A 15822-nucleotide genomic window follows, 5' to 3' on the forward strand; every position below is an offset into this window, starting at 1 on the left:
TGAAATGCGTCATCAAGAAAATTGAGAATTCTAAACAAATGTTATATGTCGCCTTTTAGCCTGATGTTGGATCTCATCCGACAATCCTCATGGCGGAGAGGTTGGCATGCTGATATCGATCGTGACGGCCTTCTATAACGAAGAGGCTGTGATTGATGTGTTCTTCGCGCGCCTGTCGGCACTGCTCGCCGAGAAGCTGCCGGCCTACGACATCGAGTTCGTCTGCATCGACGACGGCAGCACGGACCGGACGCTGGCGCTGCTGACGGGCCGGGCCGAGGCCGATCCGCGCGTGCGGGTGGTGGAGCTTGCACGCAATTTCGGCAAGGAGGCGGCACTCACCGCCGGCCTCAAGGTGGCGCGGGGCGATGCCGTCGTTCCCATCGACGCGGACCTGCAGGACCCGCCCGACGTCATCCCCGAGATGGTGCGCCTGTGGGAGGAAGAGGGATACGACGTGGTGGAGGCCAAACGCGCCGACCGCAGCGCCGACACATTCATGAAGCGGTTCTCCGCCAGCGCGTTCTACAAGCTCCACAACGCCATCTCGCACCATCCGATCCCCGAGAACACCGGCGATTTCCGGCTGATGTCGCGGCAGGTGGTGGATGCGGTCAACGCCCTGCCGGAGCGCCAGCGCTTCATGAAGGGCATCTTCGCCTGGGTTGGCTTCCGCCGCACCAGCATCACATTCGTGCGCGAGCCTCGCGTCGCCGGTTCGAGCAAGTGGAGCAAGTGGCGGCTGTGGAATCTCGCCCTGGAGGGCATCACCAGCTTCAGCACGTGGCCGCTGCGGGTCTGGACCTATGTCGGCGCGTGCATCGCGGTGCTCGCGTTCCTCTATGGCATCGTGCTGATCGTCGGCACGCTGATCGGTGGCCGCGACGTGCCGGGCTATGCCTCGCTGATGTCCGCCATCCTGTTCATGGGCGGGGTGCAGTTGATCGGCATCGGCATATTGGGCGAATATCTCGGGCGCACCTACATCGAAACCAAGCAGCGGCCGGTGGTCGTCATCCGCGCCGTGCATGAGCAGCACACGCCCGATACCTGACGCACGAACGGTAATCTCGCCATCCGGCCACACGGTTTCGGCTCCCCCGCGGCGGGCCGAAGTTCGTTAACCTGTTCGCGCCATAGTCTTCAGCAGCCTCCAGACTTGCGGAGGGCGGGCATTCCGGCAAAAGATGCTATAGGGCGCGGCAGTTGCAATTACCGAGTCGGTCGATGTCAGCAGATCACATTTCTTCTCCGATCACCGCGCCCGGCGGGAAGGAACGGCGGGCGCTGGCGGTTGTTCTCGCGGCGGGCGAGGGCACGCGGATGCTCTCCAGCCTGCCCAAGATCCTGCATCCGATCGCCGGCCGGCCCATCGTGTCGCATGTTCTGGACGCGGTCGCGCGGGCCGGCGTGGAAAGGCTCGCCGTGGTCATCGGGCCGGGGCGCGAGGATGTCGAGGCCGAGGTGCGCCGCGTCGCGCCGCAGGCGAGCGTCCACGTCCAGCATGAGCGGCTCGGCACGGCGCACGCGGCGCTCGCCGCGCGTGCGGCGCTGGAGGAGGGCGCGGACGACGTCATCGTGCTGTTCGGCGATACGCCGCTGGTGCGGCCGGAGACGATCGCGAGGTTGCGCGCGGTTCTCGCCGGGGGCGCCGCTGTCGCCGTGCTCGGCTTCGAGGCCCGGGACCCGACCGGATACGGCCGCCTGCTGCTCGAGGGGGACGAACTCGTCGCCATCCGCGAGCACAGGGACGCCAGCGAGGCGGAGCGCGCCATCCGGCTGTGCAACGGCGGCGTGATGGCCCTCGCGGGCGCGCACGCGCTGGCGCTGCTCGATGCCATCGGCAACGACAACGCCAAGGGCGAGTATTACCTCACCGATGTCGTCGCCCACGCGCGGGCGGCTGGCCTTGCGGCGCGCGCGCTCGTCGCGGAGGAGGCGGAACTCCTCGGCATCAACGACCGGGTGCAGCTCGCCGAGGCCGAGGCCGCCATCCAGAACCGGCTGCGGCTCGCCGCATTGCACGCGGGCGTGACGCTGGTCGCGCCGGAGACGGTGTTCCTGTCCTTCGACACCGTGCTGGGGCGCGATGCGGTGGTGGAGCCGCACGTCGTGTTCGGCCCCGGCGTGGTGGTGGAAGCGGGCGCCGTGGTGCGCGCCTTCTCCCACCTGACCGGGGCAGTGGTGGCGGGCGGCGCGGATGTCGGGCCGTTCGCCCGCCTGCGGCCGGGCGCGCGGATCGGCGCGGGGGCGCATGTCGGCAATTTCGTCGAGATCAAGAACGCGAGCCTCGCGGAGGGCGTCAAGGTCGGGCATCTCACCTATCTCGGCGACGCCGAGGTAGGAGCGGGCACGAACATCGGCGCCGGCACCATCACCTGCAATTACGACGGCTTCCGCAAGCATCACACGAGCATCGGCGCGGGTGCGTTCATCGGTTCGAACTCATCGCTCGTCGCACCTGTGAGCGTCGGCGAGGGGGCCTATGTGGGCTCGGGATCGGTGGTGACGGACGACGTCCCCGCCGATGCGCTGGCGCTGGGGCGCGGGCGGCAGACTGTCAAGGAAGGCTGGGCGCAACGCTGGCGCGCCGTCCACGCCGCGCGCAAGGACAAGGCATAGGGCCTTTCCCGCGGGATATAAACGGTCATGCAACGTGATTGGGCTCCCCGGCGCCGTTCGGCTAGACCTTTCACCGGTGACATTCCTTCCCGACGATTCTTTCTGGACGAACGGAAACGTGCATGTGCGGCATCATTGGCATTCTCGGCAAAACGGCGGTGGCGGAAGATCTCGTCGACGCACTGAAACGGCTGGAGTACCGGGGCTATGATTCGGCGGGCGTGGCGACGCTCGAGGACGGCGTGCTGACGCGGGTGCGGGCGGAAGGCAAGCTGCGCAACCTCACGGAGCGGCTCGTCGCCCGCCCGCTGCGCGGCGCGACCGGCATCGGCCACACACGCTGGGCGACGCACGGCCGCCCCACGGAGCAGAACGCCCATCCCCACGCGACCGAGCGCGTGGCGGTGGTGCACAACGGCATCATCGAGAATTTTCGCGAGCTGCGCGACGAACTCGCCGCTGACGGCGTCAGCTTTTCCACCCAGACCGATACGGAAGTCGTGGCGCTCCTGGTCGACCGGGCGCTCGGGCGCGGGCTGTCGCCGGTCGAGGCCGTGCGCGAGACGCTGCCGCGCCTGCGCGGCGCCTTCGCGCTCGCCTTCCTCTTCGCCGATGAGGACGATCTGCTGATCGGCGCGCGTGCCGGCGCGCCGCTCGCGGTGGGGTTCGGCACGGGCGAGAACTATCTGGGGTCGGACGCGCTGGCGCTCGCGCCCTTCACCGACCGCATCAGCTATCTCGAAGACGGGGACTGGGTCGTCGTCTCGCGCTCGGACGTGGTGTTCTTCGACGCCGGCAACCGGCAGGTGACGCGTCCGGTGAGCCACGTGCCGCAGGGGGCGCTGCTCGCCGACAAGGGCAATTTCAGCCACTTCATGGCCAAGGAAATCCACGAGCAGCCGGAAGTCGTGGGCCGCACCATCGCCCATTACATCGATCTCGCCACCGGCGTCGTGCGTCTGCCTGAGACGGTGACCATCGACTTCGCCGCCATCGACAGGCTGGTGATCGTCGGCTGCGGCACCGCCTTCTATGCGGGCACCATCGCCAGATACTGGTTCGAGCAACTGGCCGGACTGCCGGTGGAGATCGACGTCGCGTCCGAATTCCGCTACCGCGAGCCGCCGCTTTCGGGCAGGGGGCTCGCGCTGTTCATCTCGCAATCGGGCGAGACGGCGGATACGCTCGCTTCCCTGCGCTACACCCTGAAGGGCGACTGGCCGTCGCTCGCGGTCGTCAACGTGCCGACATCCACGATCGCGCGCGAAAGCCGCGTGGTCGCGCCGACGCTCGCCGGACCCGAGATCGGCGTCGCCTCGACCAAGGCCTTCACCTGCCAGCTCGCGGTGCTGCTGGCGCTCGCCATCCACGCCGGGCGCGTGCGCGGCGTGCTCACCGCCGAGAAGGAGCAGGAGCTCGTCGGCGCGCTCGTCGGCATTCCCGCGCTGATGACCCGCGTACTGTCGCACGAGGCCGACATCGAAATCGTGGCGCGGGATCTGGCGCGGGCGAAGGACGTGCTCTATCTGGGGCGGGGCCTGTCCTTCCCGCTGGCGCTGGAGGGCGCGCTGAAGCTCAAGGAACTGTCCTACATCCACGCCGAGGGCTATGCGGCGGGCGAACTGAAGCACGGCCCCATCGCGCTGATCGACGAATCGATGCCGGTCATCGTGCTGGCCCCGCGCGACGGCGTGTTCGAGAAGACGGTTTCGAACGTGCAGGAGGTCGCCGCGCGTGGCGGCAACATCATCCTCATCGGCGACCGGAGCGCGGCGGGCGAGGCAGGTCTTGCCGACGAAACGGCAATCGTGATGCCCGACGTGCACCCCGCCGTCGTGCCGCTGATCTACGCGCTGCCGGTGCAGCTGCTATCCTACCACACCGCGCGCGTCATGGGTAAGGACGTGGACCAGCCGCGCAACCTGGCGAAGTCGGTGACAGTGGAGTAAGCTGTGCTCCGGAGCGTCCGACCTCGTCGGGCGGCGGCGGCGATCGAAGCGGCCGTCACCCTTTCAGGGCGCTGAGTCCGCCGCTTTCGAGCCGGCGGAGCGAGAGGTCGAGCTTGGCCTCGGCTTCCCGTATTTCCTGCGTCGCCCTGCGTGTATAGATCAGATGCGCATGCGCCGCGGATCGAGCCTCGTCCGGACGCTTCTCGATGATCGCCCGGGCGATCGCCAGATGCTGGTCGCGCAGAAGATCGCGCACGTAGGGTATTACGAACAGACTTTGCCGATTATGGAGCACGTCGGTTCGCAGGTTTCCCGACAGCGCCCGCATGATCTGGAGCAGCACGAGATTATGGCTCGCTTCATAAATAGCCATGTGGAGTTCCACGTCGGCTTCGGCCTCCTCGGCAGGGTCGCCGGACGCATGCGCGCGCTCGATCCGGTCGATGCACTGCCGAATGCGCTCCAAGTCGACTGCGCTGGCGCGTTGCGCGGCCAGCGCCGCGGCGGAACTTTCCACGATATCGCGAAATTCCAGGTAGTGGTCGGCGACCTCGCTTCGTTCGGCCAGCATGGTGATCAGCGGGTCCGTAATGGTTGCGGCCCCCAGTTGAGCGACCCTCATTCCCCGGCCCTCCTTGCTTGTTAGAAGACCCTTCAGCTCAAGGGCCTTCAGGGCATCCCGCAGGGTCGGGCGGGAGACGTTGAGCCGCTGCGCCAGCTCGCGCTCGGACAGGAGCGGCTCACCGGGGCGCAGCGACCCCTCGAGAATGAGCCCTTCGATGTGCCTCATCACCGAATCGGCGGCTTTTTCCGGACGGTTCAGCTTGCTGTCGCTCATGTCGATCACGATCGTTGGTCATTTCAGCTATCCAATAGCTTAATCCACGCCACATCCGCAATCATCGGTCGATACAAAAAGGAGAGTATACCACTTGACGATCAAGGTAAAATTATTTTACCAAATTTCGTGGACGTCGCGAAAGGCGCCCCCCACCAACATCGAGCGCTGCCGTGGCTGTCCGATTGCACGGCCAGACGTGCCGGGATCGGCCCTAGGGAGGAAAATCAGATATGCCCTGGTCACAAGTCTATAATCCCTTCAACAACATGGTCGTTTCGACCTTGCTCGCCGCGCTGCCGATCGTCGTCCTTCTGGGCGGGATCGGCATCTTCCACATGAAAGCCCATCGCGCGGCGGTCCTTGGCCTCGTCGTCGCTCTCGCCGTCGCGATCATCGCCTTCGGCATGCCCGTCGGAATGGCGGGCACGACCGCCGTCTACGGCGCTGCCTACGGTTTGCTTCCCATCGGCTGGATCATCCTGAGCGTGATCTTTCTGTACCGGCTCACCGAGAAGACGGGGCAATTCAACATCCTGCGCGACAGCATCGCCGGTCTGACGCCAGACCGGCGTCTGCAACTGCTGTTCATCGCGTTTTCATTCGGCGCGTTCTTCGAGGGCGCGGCCGGCTTCGGGACGCCGGTGGCGGTGACGGCCGCGATGCTGATGGGGCTTGGCTTCGCCCCGCTCGCGGCGGCGGGACTGTCTCTGATCGCCAATACGGCGCCGGTCGCCTACGGCGCGCTCGGCACGCCCGTCATTGCTCTGGCTGCGGTGACGGGGCTCGATCTGCACGAGCTTTCCGGAATGATCGGCCGGCAGCTTCCTTTCTTCTCCGTGATCGTGCCGTTCTGGCTCGTGTGGGCCTTCGCGGGCCGCAAGGGCATGCTGGAAGTGTGGCCGGCGCTGCTGGTCGCCGGCGTCGCGTTCGCCGTTCCGCAATATCTCGTGTCGAACTTCCACGGCCCGTGGCTGGTGGACATCGTGGCCGCGATCTCGTCCATGCTGTTCCTGGCGGGCTTCCTGCGGATCTGGTCGCCGAAGCGGATCTGGACCTCGACCGGCAACGGCGAGGAGGCGGAGCCCGTCCACCTCAAGCATTCGCATTCCAATGCTGCGGTTTTCCGCGCATGGCTGCCGTGGCTGATCCTGTCGGTGTTCGTCTTCGCGTGGGGCACGCCGCAGGTGAAGGTCTGGCTCGATTCCATCTGGATCTACAGCGTGCCGGTGCCGGGGCTGCACGAGATGGTGCTGAAGGTGCCGCCGGTCGTCGAGGCGCCGCACGCCGAGGCCGCCATCTATTCGCTGAACCTGCTGTCGGCGACGGGAACCGGCATCCTGGCCGCGGCGATCGTGTCGGGCTTCGTCCTCAGGTTCTCGCCGGTCGCCCTGGTGCGGGAATATTTCCAGACGATCTGGGTCGTCCGGTTCTCGCTCATCACGATCGCCGCGATGCTGGCGCTCGGCTTCGTGTCCCGCTACTCGGGCACGGATGCGACGCTCGGCCTCGCGTTCGCCCAGACGGGCTGGATCTATCCGTTCTTCGGCACGCTGCTCGGCTGGCTGGGTGTGGCGCTGACCGGCTCCGACACCGCCTCGAACGTGCTGTTCGGCGGCCTGCAGAAGATCACCGCGGAGCAGATCGGGGTCTCGCCCGTGCTCATGGCCTCGGCGAACTCCTCCGGCGGTGTCATGGGCAAGATGATCGACGCGCAGAGCATCGTCGTCGCGTCGACCGCGACCAACTGGTACGGCCACGAAAGCAGCATCCTGCGCTACGTGTTCTTCCACTCCATCGCGCTTGCCTGCCTCGTCGGCATTCTGGTGATGGCGCAGGCTTACGTGCCGCCCTTCACGTCGATGGTGCCCTGACGGGCTTTGCCGGCGAGGGGGCACCGGCTTCCCTCGCCAAAGCGATTCAGCCATGAGGAGCCCGGATCGATGTCTACCATAGCGATGCCAAAGCCCGATGCGGGAATTCTCGCGCGGAAACCCGAGATCGTCGCCGCCCTCGCCGCCGCGCTTGCGCCGGAGACGATCATCTCCGATCCGGAGGAAACGCGGGCCTACGAGTGCGATGCGCTCACCGCCTACAGATGCCCGCCGCTCGCCGTGGTGCTGCCGCGCACGACGGAGGAGGTCGCCGCAGCCATGCGCATATGCCACGAGTTGCGTGTGCCGGTCGTTCCACGCGGCGCGGGCACGTCGCTTGCCGGCGGGGCCCTGCCGACCGCCGACAGCGTGGTGATCGGCACCATGCGTCTGCGCGACATTCTGGAGGTCGACACGGCCAACCGCTTCATTCGCGTGCAGACGGGCGTCACCAATCTTTCCGTAAGCGCGGAGCTTGAGGCGGAAGGGTTCTTCTACGCGCCCGACCCGTCCTCGCAGCTCGCCTGCACGATCGCCGGCAATATCGGGATGAACTCCGGCGGGGCGCATTGCCTCAAATACGGCGTCACGACCAACAATCTTCTCGGCGTCCGCATGGTGCTGCCCACGGGCGAGATCGTGGAGCTGGGCGGGCCGCTGCTCGGCGCGCCGGGCCTCGACATCCTCGGTCTGATATGCGGATCGGAGGGGCAACTCGCCATCGTCACCGAAGCGACGCTGCGGATCCTTCCCAAGCCCGAGGGCGCGCGGCCCATGCTGATCGGCTTCGACAACGCCGAGACGGCGGGCGAATGCGTGGCGCGCATCATCCGCTCCGGCCTGCTGCCGGTGGCGATCGAATACATGGACGACGTGTGCCTTCGCGCCGTCGAGAGCTTCGCCAAGGCGGGCTATCCCCACTGCGCGGCGGTGCTGATCGTCGAGGTGGAAGGCTCGGAGGACGAGATCGGGCATCAGATCGCGCGCATACGCACCATCGCGGAGGAGCTCCATCCCGTGGAGTTCCGCAGCAGCCGCAACGCGGACGAGTCGCTGGCGATATGGAAGGGGCGCAAGTCCGCCTTCGGGGCCATGGGGCGGCTTGGCGATTATCTGTGCCTCGACGGCACCGTGCCGGTCTCGAAGCTGCCCCATACGCTGAGGCGGATCGGCGAGCTTTCCAGGGAATACGGGTTGGAGGTGGCCAACGTCTTCCATGCGGGGGACGGCAACATGCATCCCCTGATCCTGTTCGACGCCAACAAGCCGGGCGATCTCGAAAGAGCGGAGGCCTTCGGGGCGGATATTCTTCGGCTGTGCGTCGATGTCGGCGGCTGCCTCACGGGCGAGCACGGCGTCGGCATCGAGAAACGCGACCTGATGACGAAGCAGTTCGCGCCCGACGACATGGCCATCCAGATGGAGGTCAAGGGCGTGTTCGATCCGGGCTGGCTGCTGAACCCGGCCAAGGTCTTTCCGCTCGAGGCCAGTCAGCCTCACAGAGAAGAGGCGGCCAGATGCTCATGAAAGCAAACGACACAAAAGACGGACCCGCCTTCAATGCGCCCCGCGACGAGGCGGAACTGGCCGCGTTCGTCGCGGACAGTCACGTGAAGGCGCGCCCGCTCCAGATCGCCGGCGGCGAGACGCGCATCCAGGCGGGCGCGGTCGATGCCGACAGCCTGCTGACCACGCGGGAACTGAGCGGCATCGTGACCTATGAGCCCGGGGAACTGACGCTGATCGCGCGGGCCGGCACGCCGATCGAGACGATAGAAGCGGCGCTCGCTACCGAAGGTCAGGTGCTGGCCTTCGAGCCCATGGACCACCGTGTCCTGCTCGGCGCGAACGGCATCCCGACGATCGGCGGCATGGTGGCGGCGAATGTGTCCGGCCCGCGCCGCGTGCAGGCCGGCGCATGCCGCGACCACCTGCTCGGCGTCCGCTTCGTCGACGGCAAGGGCCGCATCATCAAGAACGGCGGCCGGGTGATGAAGAACGTCACCGGGCTCGATCTCGGCAAGCTGCTCTGCGGCTCGTATGGCACGCTGGGCGTCCTGACGGAGGTGGCGCTCAAGACGCTGCCCGGAGCGGAAAGCCAGCAGTCCCTGGCCTTTCCCGGTGTCTCCGTGGCGGAGGCGGTGGCGATTTTTGCGGCGGCGCTCGGAACGCCGTTCGAGGTCTCGGGCGCGGCGTTTCGTGCCGGAACCGCCTGGCTGCGGATCGAGGGGCTCTCGCCGCAGGTCGACTATCGCCGCGAACGCCTCACGGCGCTGTTCCGGGACCGCGAGATCGATATCGTGGGCGACGCCGAAAGCCGGGTCCTGTGGCGCGGGTTGCGCGACCTCCAGCACTTCGCGGGCGCGGCTGGGGCGGTCTGGCGCATCCTCGTCAAGCCGACCGATGCGCCGGCGGTCGTGGCCGCGCTGGAACGGCTCGGCGGCGAGGCGTCGCTGGACTGGGGCGGCGGCCTGATCTGGTACGCCGGCGATGCGGACGCCCCTGCCGTGCGCCGGGCGGCGGGGGCGGGCCACGCCATGCTGGTCCGCCGCGGCGGCTTGTCGGCGGACGTCGTCTTTCCGCCCGAGCCGAAGACGGTCGCCGATCTTTCGGCCGCCCTGCGCCGGACGTTCGACCCCGCCGGCATCCTCAATCCGGGCCTGATGGGTACATGAGATGCAGACGACCTTTACCGAAGAACAGCTCGCCGATCCGGCGACGAGGCGCTCGAACGAGATCCTGCGCTCCTGCGTTCATTGCGGCTTCTGCACCGCGACGTGCCCGACATACAAGGTGCTGGGCGACGAGCTCGACAGCCCGCGCGGCCGGATCTACCTCATCAAGGACATGCTGGAGAACAGCCGGATTCCCGACAGGAAGACGGTCGGGCATATCGACCGCTGCCTGAGCTGCCTGAGCTGCATGACCACCTGCCCCTCGGGCGTGCACTACATGCACCTCGTGGACCACGCGCGCGAGTATATCGAGCAGCACTACCGGCGCCGCTGGGACGAGCGGGCGCTGCGCTGGCTGCTGGCGCGGATCCTGCCCTATCCGGGCCGCTTCCGTCTGGCATTGATCGGCGCGAAGCTTGCGAAGCCCTTTCGCAGGTTTCTTCCCGATGCCCGGCTCCGGGCCATGCTGGAGATGGCGCCGGCGCGCATTCCGGCTCCCAGCGCCAACGACCGGCCACAATGCTTTCCGGCCGAGAACGGGCGGCGCAAGCGCGTCGCGCTACTGACGGGCTGCGCCCAGCGCGCCCTCAACACCGACATCAACGACGCCACCATCAGGCTGCTGCGGCGGCACGGCTGCGAGGTCGTCATCCCCCGGGGCATCGGCTGTTGCGGGGCCCTGACGCACCACATGGGCAAGACCCGCGAGAGCCACGCGATGGCGGCGGCGAACATCCGCGCGCTGGTGGCGGAGATGGAAGGCGAGGGGCTCGACGCGGTGGTCATCAACACGTCCGGCTGCGGCACCACGGTCAAGGACTACGGCCATATGTTCCGCAACGAATCCATTGCCGAGGACGCCGCGCGGGTGGCCGCGCTGGCCAAGGACATCACGGAAGTGATGAGCGATCTCGGGCTCAACGACGCATCCCACGCCGAACCCCTGCGCGTGGCCTATCACGCCGCCTGTTCGCTGCAGCACGGCCAGCAGATCCGCGCCGCGCCGAAGGACCTGCTCAAGGCGGCGGGCTTTCAGGTCATCGAGCCGAAGGACAGCCACCTGTGCTGCGGCTCGGCCGGCACCTACAATCTCATGCAGCCCGCGATCTCCTCCGAACTGAAGAGCCGCAAGGTCGCCACGATCGAGGCGACCCGTCCGCAGGTCATCAGCGCCGGCAACATCGGCTGCATGATGCAGATCGGTTCTGGCACCGGCATTCCGGTCGCCCATACCGTCGAGCTGCTGGACTGGGCTACCGGAGGTCCGCGGCCGCCGAGCCTTCGGAACCTCGCCGCCGCTCATGCAACGGGGAGCCTGCCGGCCGCGCGTGCAGCGCAGGCGGTCGGCAATCCATAGGGCGGCGGTGCCGCAATTGCATCAAACCAAAAATGGGCACCGTTCTTTGGATAAATTTGATGCACAAACAAAGAGAGAGCAAAATGGCGATTCAGATTTCGCTCTATCGCGCCCCCAGGCGGTTGGATACCGCGCTCGCGGCGTCGGTCACCCAGCGGCCGATCTCGCGGATCCGCGTGTCGGGCATCCTGATTGTCGGACCCGAGATGGAGATGCCCGCCACCGCCTCGCCATGGCTGTTCAGGATCGACGCCGCGACGCAGCGCATGCCGACGGTGCGCTCCTCGTCGTCAAGGGAATAGCCGCGCTGCCGCGTCGTCCGGATGTCCTCGCGCAGTCGCTCCGCCGTCGTGATCGTCTTGTCCGTGAAGCGGTCGAACCTGGCTGTCCGGATGAACGCTTCGAGCCGCTCATCCTCGAAGGCACTCAACAGGGCCTTGCCGATACCGGAGGCATGCAGGGGCGCTCTCGTGCCCGGCGGAAAGAAGGCCCGGATCGTCTCGTGGGTCTCCACCTGGCTGACGAACAGGACATCGCCGTCGCGCTCGATTCCGAGATTGGACGTCTCGCCCGTTCTGACCATGAGCTCTCTCATGACCGAGCGGCTCCGCTCGACGATGTTCGTGCGCCGCAGGAAGGCCGAGCCCAGCCTGAACGCCTCCGGGCCGATGAACCATTCCTGGCGTTCGGGATCGCTTTCGACGTACTGTCGCTGCTCCAGCGTCGCCAGGACGCGATGCATCGTCGCCGCCGATTGCCCGAGATGGACGGCCAGCTCGGTCAGCGTGACGCCTCCATGGGCTGCCAGCGCCTCCAGGACATCGAGCGCCCGGTCGAGGGCCTGAATGGTCGATGCCGGCTGCGCGGACAGCATCCCCTTCGGCCGCCCCCGGCGGCGGGCGGGCTGTTGCATCGAGACACCTCACAACCGCTGATTCCAGATAAAAATATGGCCATGAAATTCGCTTGCGTACAATGAAAAATTATAGGACTTTGATATAAAATGATTATCATCATATATGCGTTGCAATGAAAAAATATTTCAAAAAAATTTACCGGATGGGCGCCCTGTGCTAGTTAGCATTTCACGCAAGGAGGAGCGCCCAGAGGAGCCGCCCATGAGCAGCCAGAATCCGATCTTCATTCCCGGTCCGACGAATATTCCCGAGGTGCTGCGCAAGGCGGTGGACATGCCCACCATCGACCACCGCAGCCCGCTTTTCGGCAAGATCCTGCACCCCGCCCTGGAGGGCGTGAAGAAGGTGCTGAAGACGACGCGGGCGCGGGTTTTCGTCTTCCCCTCGACCGGCACCGGCGGGTGGGAAGCGGCGATCACCAATACGCTGTCGCCCGGTGACAAGATTCTCGCCACGCGCAACGGCATGTTCAGCCACCGCTGGATCGACATGTGCCAGCGCCATGGCCTCGATGTCACCATCGTGCCCCAGAACTGGGGCGACGGCGTCCCCGCCGACCGTTTTGAGGAAATCCTGACCGCCGACAAGGCGCATCGGATCAAGGTCGTTCTGGCCACTCATAACGAGACCGCAACCGGCGTGCGCTCCGACATCGCCGCCGTCCGCCGCGCGCTGAACGCCGCCGGCCATCCGGCGCTGCTGTTCGTCGATGGCGTCAGTTCCATCGGCTCAATGGATTTCCGCATGGACGAATGGGGCGTCGATGTCGCCGTTGCCGGTTCGCAGAAGGGCTTCATGCTGCCGCCGGGTCTGGCGATCGTGGGCGTCTCGCCCAGGGCGATCGAGGCGATCGAGACCGCGACGCTGCCGCGGACGTTCTTCGACATGCGCGACATGGCGAAGGGTTACCTCAACAACGGCTATCCCTATACGCCGCCGGTCGGCCTGCTGAACGGGCTGAAACTCGCCACGGAAATGCTGCTCGAAGAAGGCCTGGAGAACGTCTTCGCCCGGCACTACCGCATCGCGGAGGGCATCCGCCAGGCTGTGGCGGCGTGGGGGCTGGGGTTCTGCGCCGTCCGGCCCGAGCTATACTCGGACACGGTCACCGCCATCCGCGTGCCCGAGGGCTTCGATGCCAACAAGATCGTCGCCCACGCGCTGAACGCCTACGGCGTCGCATTCGGCACCGGACTTGGCGATGTTGCCGGCAAGGTCTTCCGTATCGGCCATCTCGGCAGCCTGACCGACGTGATGGCACTGTCGGGCATTGTGACCGCCGAGATGGTCATGGCCGATCTGGGCCTGCCGGTGAAGTTGGGCTCGGGCGCAGCTGCCGCGCAAGAGCATTACCGTAAGAGCGGAGCCCTGGCGGCACGCAGGAGAAGGCCGCGTGAAGAAGGACGCATCCATGTATATTCCAACGCTTCATGATATGTTGGCGGCGCGCGAGCGGATCGCGCCGCATGTGCACCGCACGCCGGTTCTGACCTCGTGCATGCTGAACGAGCTGACCGGGGCCGAACTGTTCTTCAAGTGCGAGAACCTGCAGAAGGCCGGGGCCTTCAAGGCGCGTGGCGCCTCGAACGCGGTTTTCGGGCTGTCGGAGGAGCAGGCCGCCAAGGGGGTTGCGACCCATTCGAGCGGCAACCACGGCACGTGTCTGTCCTATGCCGCGGGGCAGCGGGGCATTCCCTGCACCGTCGTGATGCCGCGCACCGCGCCGCAGGCGAAGAAGGACGCGGTCCGCGGCTACGGCGGGCGCGTGGTGGAATGCGAGCCCTCGACCTCGAGCCGCGAGGCGGTCTTTGCCGAGGTCGTCAAGGAGACGGGGGCCGAGTTCGTTCATCCCTATAACGACCACCGCGTGATCGCGGGGCAGGCGACCTGCTCGGCGGAACTGATCGAGCAGGTCGAGGGGCTCGACGCCGTCGTCGCGCCGATCGGCGGCGGCGGGATGGTGTCGGGCACCTGCCTGACGCTCTCGAACCTCGCGCCGCATGTGAAGATCTACGCGGCCGAGCCCGAACAGGCCGACGACGCCTACCGCAGCTTCAAGGCCGGCTACATCATTGCCGACGACGCACCGGACACAGTCGCGGACGGGCTCAAGGTGCCGCTGAAGGAACTGACGTGGCACTTCGTCAGCCATTACGTCACCGACATCCACACCGCTTCCGAGCAGGAGATCGTCGACGCGATGAAGCTGATCTGGAAGCGCCTGAAAATCGTCATGGAACCCTCGAGCGCCGTCCCGCTGGCGACGATCCTGAAGCATCCGGAGGTTTTCGCCGGCAAGCGCGTCGGCGTGATCGTCACCGGCGGCAATGTCGACCTCGACAAATTGCCATGGAACTGAGCGCTTTTGGAACTGAGGAGAGGAACGATGAACCTGCCCGCGAAGAATTTGCCCGAGAACCTTGCCGGCCTCGAAGTCGGTTACGACGTGCCCGCCCTGCCGGGCATGGACGAAGCCGATATCCAGACGCCCTGTCTGATTCTCGATCTGGACGCGCTGGAGCGCAACATCAGGAAGCTGGGCGACTACGCCCGGGCGCACGACATGCGCCACCGCGCCCATGGCAAGATGCATAAATCCGTCGATGTGCTGAAGCTGCAGATGGAACTGGGCGGTGCCATCGGCGTCTGCTGCCAGAAAGTGTCGGAGGCCGAGGTTTTCGCCCGCGCCGGCATCAAGGATATTCTGGTCACCAACGAGGTGCGCGATCCGGCCAAGATCGACCGTCTGGCACGGCTGCCGAATTACGGCGCGAGCGTCATCGTCTGCGTCGATGACGTGAGCAACATCGCCGATCTCTCGGCTGCGGCGCAGAAGCACGGCACCGAGCTTGGCGTCTTCGTCGAGATCGATTGCGGCGCCGGGCGCTGCGGCGTGAAGACCACGGCAGACGTCCTCGACATCGCCCGCGCGGCGGCAGCGGCGTCCAATCTGGTCTTCAAGGGGTTGCAGGCCTATCAGGGCGCGATGCAGCACCTCGATCGCTACGAGGACCGCAAGGCCAAGCTGGATGCCGCGATCGCCCAGGTGAAGGAGGCCGTCGAGGCGCTGAAGGCCGAGGGGCTGAAGCCCGAGATCGTCTCGGGCGGCGGCACGGGATCGTATTATTTCGAAAGCAATTCGGGCGTCTACAACGAATTGCAATGCGGCTCCTATGCCTTCATGGACGGCGACTACGGCCGCATCCTGGACAAGGATGGCAACCGCATCGATCACGGGGAGTGGGAGAATTCTCTCTTCATCCTGACCTCGGTCATGAGCCACGCCAAGCCGCACCTTGCGGTGGTCGACGCGGGTCTCAAGGCACAGTCGGTGGATTCGGGACTGCCCTTCATCTACGGCCGCGACGACGTGAAATACATCAAGTGCAGCGACGAGCACGGCGTGGTCGAGGATCCGCAGGGTGTCCTCAAGATCAACGAGAAGCTGCGTCTGGTGACGGGCCATTGCGATCCGACCTGCAACGTCCACGACTGGTATGTCGGCGTCCGCAACGGCAAGGTCGAGACGCTGTGGCCGGTCTCGGCCCGCGGCAAGGGATACTGAAAGGCCGGGGTCGCTCCCCCGAACC

Annotated in this window: 12 protein-coding genes; 10 read left to right on the forward strand and 2 right to left on the reverse strand. The window is 66.3% G+C overall.

Annotated elements, in window-relative coordinates:
• Positions 1 to 106 precede the first annotated feature (106 nt).
• From ACUSIJ_RS11885 to glmS, 3 genes are all read left to right on the forward strand, one after another.
• On the forward strand, positions 107 to 1054 hold the full coding sequence (locus ACUSIJ_RS11885) for a glycosyltransferase family 2 protein (protein ID WP_449308601.1): 948 nt from the start codon (positions 107 to 109) through the stop codon (positions 1052 to 1054).
• Positions 1055 to 1227: 173 nt separating this feature from the next.
• Complete coding sequence (glmU, locus tag ACUSIJ_RS11890; RefSeq protein WP_449308602.1) at positions 1228 to 2622, forward strand: bifunctional UDP-N-acetylglucosamine diphosphorylase/glucosamine-1-phosphate N-acetyltransferase GlmU; 1395 nt, start codon at positions 1228 to 1230, stop codon at positions 2620 to 2622.
• Between the two features lie 122 nt (positions 2623 to 2744).
• On the forward strand, positions 2745 to 4571 hold the full coding sequence (gene glmS, locus ACUSIJ_RS11895) for a glutamine--fructose-6-phosphate transaminase (isomerizing) (RefSeq protein ID WP_449308603.1): 1827 nt from the start codon (positions 2745 to 2747) through the stop codon (positions 4569 to 4571).
• A gap of 55 nt (positions 4572 to 4626) precedes the next feature.
• Here glmS and ACUSIJ_RS11900 read toward each other — a convergent pair whose 3' ends face one another.
• Positions 4627 to 5409, reverse strand: coding sequence for an FCD domain-containing protein (locus ACUSIJ_RS11900; RefSeq protein WP_449308604.1), 783 nt, complete (start codon positions 5407 to 5409; stop codon positions 4627 to 4629).
• A gap of 233 nt (positions 5410 to 5642) precedes the next feature.
• Between ACUSIJ_RS11900 and ACUSIJ_RS11905 the strand changes: the two genes are divergently transcribed.
• The 4 genes from ACUSIJ_RS11905 (at position 5643) to glcF (ending at position 11315) form a co-directional block, all read left to right on the forward strand.
• Positions 5643 to 7283, forward strand: a complete 1641-nt coding sequence (locus ACUSIJ_RS11905) for an L-lactate permease (RefSeq protein WP_449308605.1) — start codon at positions 5643 to 5645, stop codon at positions 7281 to 7283.
• Between the two features lie 69 nt (positions 7284 to 7352).
• Complete coding sequence (locus tag ACUSIJ_RS11910; protein WP_449308607.1) at positions 7353 to 8810, forward strand: FAD-linked oxidase C-terminal domain-containing protein; 1458 nt, start codon at positions 7353 to 7355, stop codon at positions 8808 to 8810.
• On the forward strand, positions 8801 to 9958 hold the full coding sequence (gene glcE, locus ACUSIJ_RS11915; protein WP_449308608.1) for a glycolate oxidase subunit GlcE: 1158 nt from the start codon (positions 8801 to 8803) through the stop codon (positions 9956 to 9958). The genes ACUSIJ_RS11910 and glcE overlap by 10 nt, the downstream gene beginning before the upstream one ends.
• 1 nt (position 9959) lies before the next feature.
• The gene (gene glcF / locus ACUSIJ_RS11920; protein ID WP_449308609.1) at positions 9960 to 11315 is read left to right on the forward strand and encodes a glycolate oxidase subunit GlcF; all 1356 of its coding nucleotides are present in this window, start codon (positions 9960 to 9962) and stop codon (positions 11313 to 11315) included.
• A gap of 103 nt (positions 11316 to 11418) precedes the next feature.
• Here glcF and bhcR read toward each other — a convergent pair whose 3' ends face one another.
• Complete coding sequence (bhcR, locus tag ACUSIJ_RS11925) at positions 11419 to 12228, reverse strand: HTH-type transcriptional regulator BhcR (RefSeq protein WP_449308610.1); 810 nt, start codon at positions 12226 to 12228, stop codon at positions 11419 to 11421.
• A 205-nt stretch (positions 12229 to 12433) separates the two neighbouring features.
• On the opposite strand from bhcR, the gene bhcA reads away from it, so the two are divergent.
• From bhcA to bhcC, 3 genes are read left to right on the forward strand one after another with little or no spacing between them, the layout of a single operon-like run.
• Positions 12434 to 13666, forward strand: a complete 1233-nt coding sequence (gene bhcA / locus ACUSIJ_RS11930) for an L-aspartate--glyoxylate aminotransferase BhcA (protein WP_449308611.1) — start codon at positions 12434 to 12436, stop codon at positions 13664 to 13666.
• Entirely contained in the window at positions 13644 to 14591 is a 948-nt protein-coding gene (gene bhcB, locus ACUSIJ_RS11935; RefSeq protein WP_449308612.1) for a beta-hydroxyaspartate dehydratase BhcB, read from the forward strand. Before bhcA ends, bhcB begins: the two co-directional genes overlap by 23 nt.
• Positions 14592 to 14618: 27 nt before the next feature.
• Positions 14619 to 15797 (forward strand): 3-hydroxy-D-aspartate aldolase BhcC, encoded by a 1179-nt coding sequence (gene bhcC, locus ACUSIJ_RS11940; protein WP_449308613.1) that lies wholly within the window; start codon positions 14619 to 14621, stop codon positions 15795 to 15797.
• Positions 15798 to 15822 lie beyond the last annotated feature (25 nt).

This window comes from Pseudochelatococcus sp. B33 (assembly GCF_053570585.1).

Coding starts and splice junctions, on each gene's coding strand:
- glcF (WP_449308609.1), top strand. CDS start 9,960: ATGCAGACGACCTTTACCGAAGAACAGCTCGCCGATCCGGCGACGAGG.
- ACUSIJ_RS11910 (WP_449308607.1), top strand. CDS start 7,353: ATGTCTACCATAGCGATGCCAAAGCCCGATGCGGGAATTCTCGCGCGG.
- glcE (WP_449308608.1), top strand. CDS start 8,801: ATGCTCATGAAAGCAAACGACACAAAAGACGGACCCGCCTTCAATGCG.
- bhcB (WP_449308612.1), top strand. CDS start 13,644: ATGTATATTCCAACGCTTCATGATATGTTGGCGGCGCGCGAGCGGATC.
- glmS (WP_449308603.1), top strand. CDS start 2,745: ATGTGCGGCATCATTGGCATTCTCGGCAAAACGGCGGTGGCGGAAGAT.
- bhcC (WP_449308613.1), top strand. CDS start 14,619: ATGAACCTGCCCGCGAAGAATTTGCCCGAGAACCTTGCCGGCCTCGAA.
- ACUSIJ_RS11905 (WP_449308605.1), top strand. CDS start 5,643: ATGCCCTGGTCACAAGTCTATAATCCCTTCAACAACATGGTCGTTTCG.
- bhcA (WP_449308611.1), top strand. CDS start 12,434: ATGAGCAGCCAGAATCCGATCTTCATTCCCGGTCCGACGAATATTCCC.
- glmU (WP_449308602.1), top strand. CDS start 1,228: ATGTCAGCAGATCACATTTCTTCTCCGATCACCGCGCCCGGCGGGAAG.
- ACUSIJ_RS11885 (WP_449308601.1), top strand. CDS start 107: ATGCTGATATCGATCGTGACGGCCTTCTATAACGAAGAGGCTGTGATT.
- ACUSIJ_RS11900 (WP_449308604.1), bottom strand. CDS start 5,409: ATGAGCGACAGCAAGCTGAACCGTCCGGAAAAAGCCGCCGATTCGGTG.
- bhcR (WP_449308610.1), bottom strand. CDS start 12,228: ATGCAACAGCCCGCCCGCCGCCGGGGGCGGCCGAAGGGGATGCTGTCC.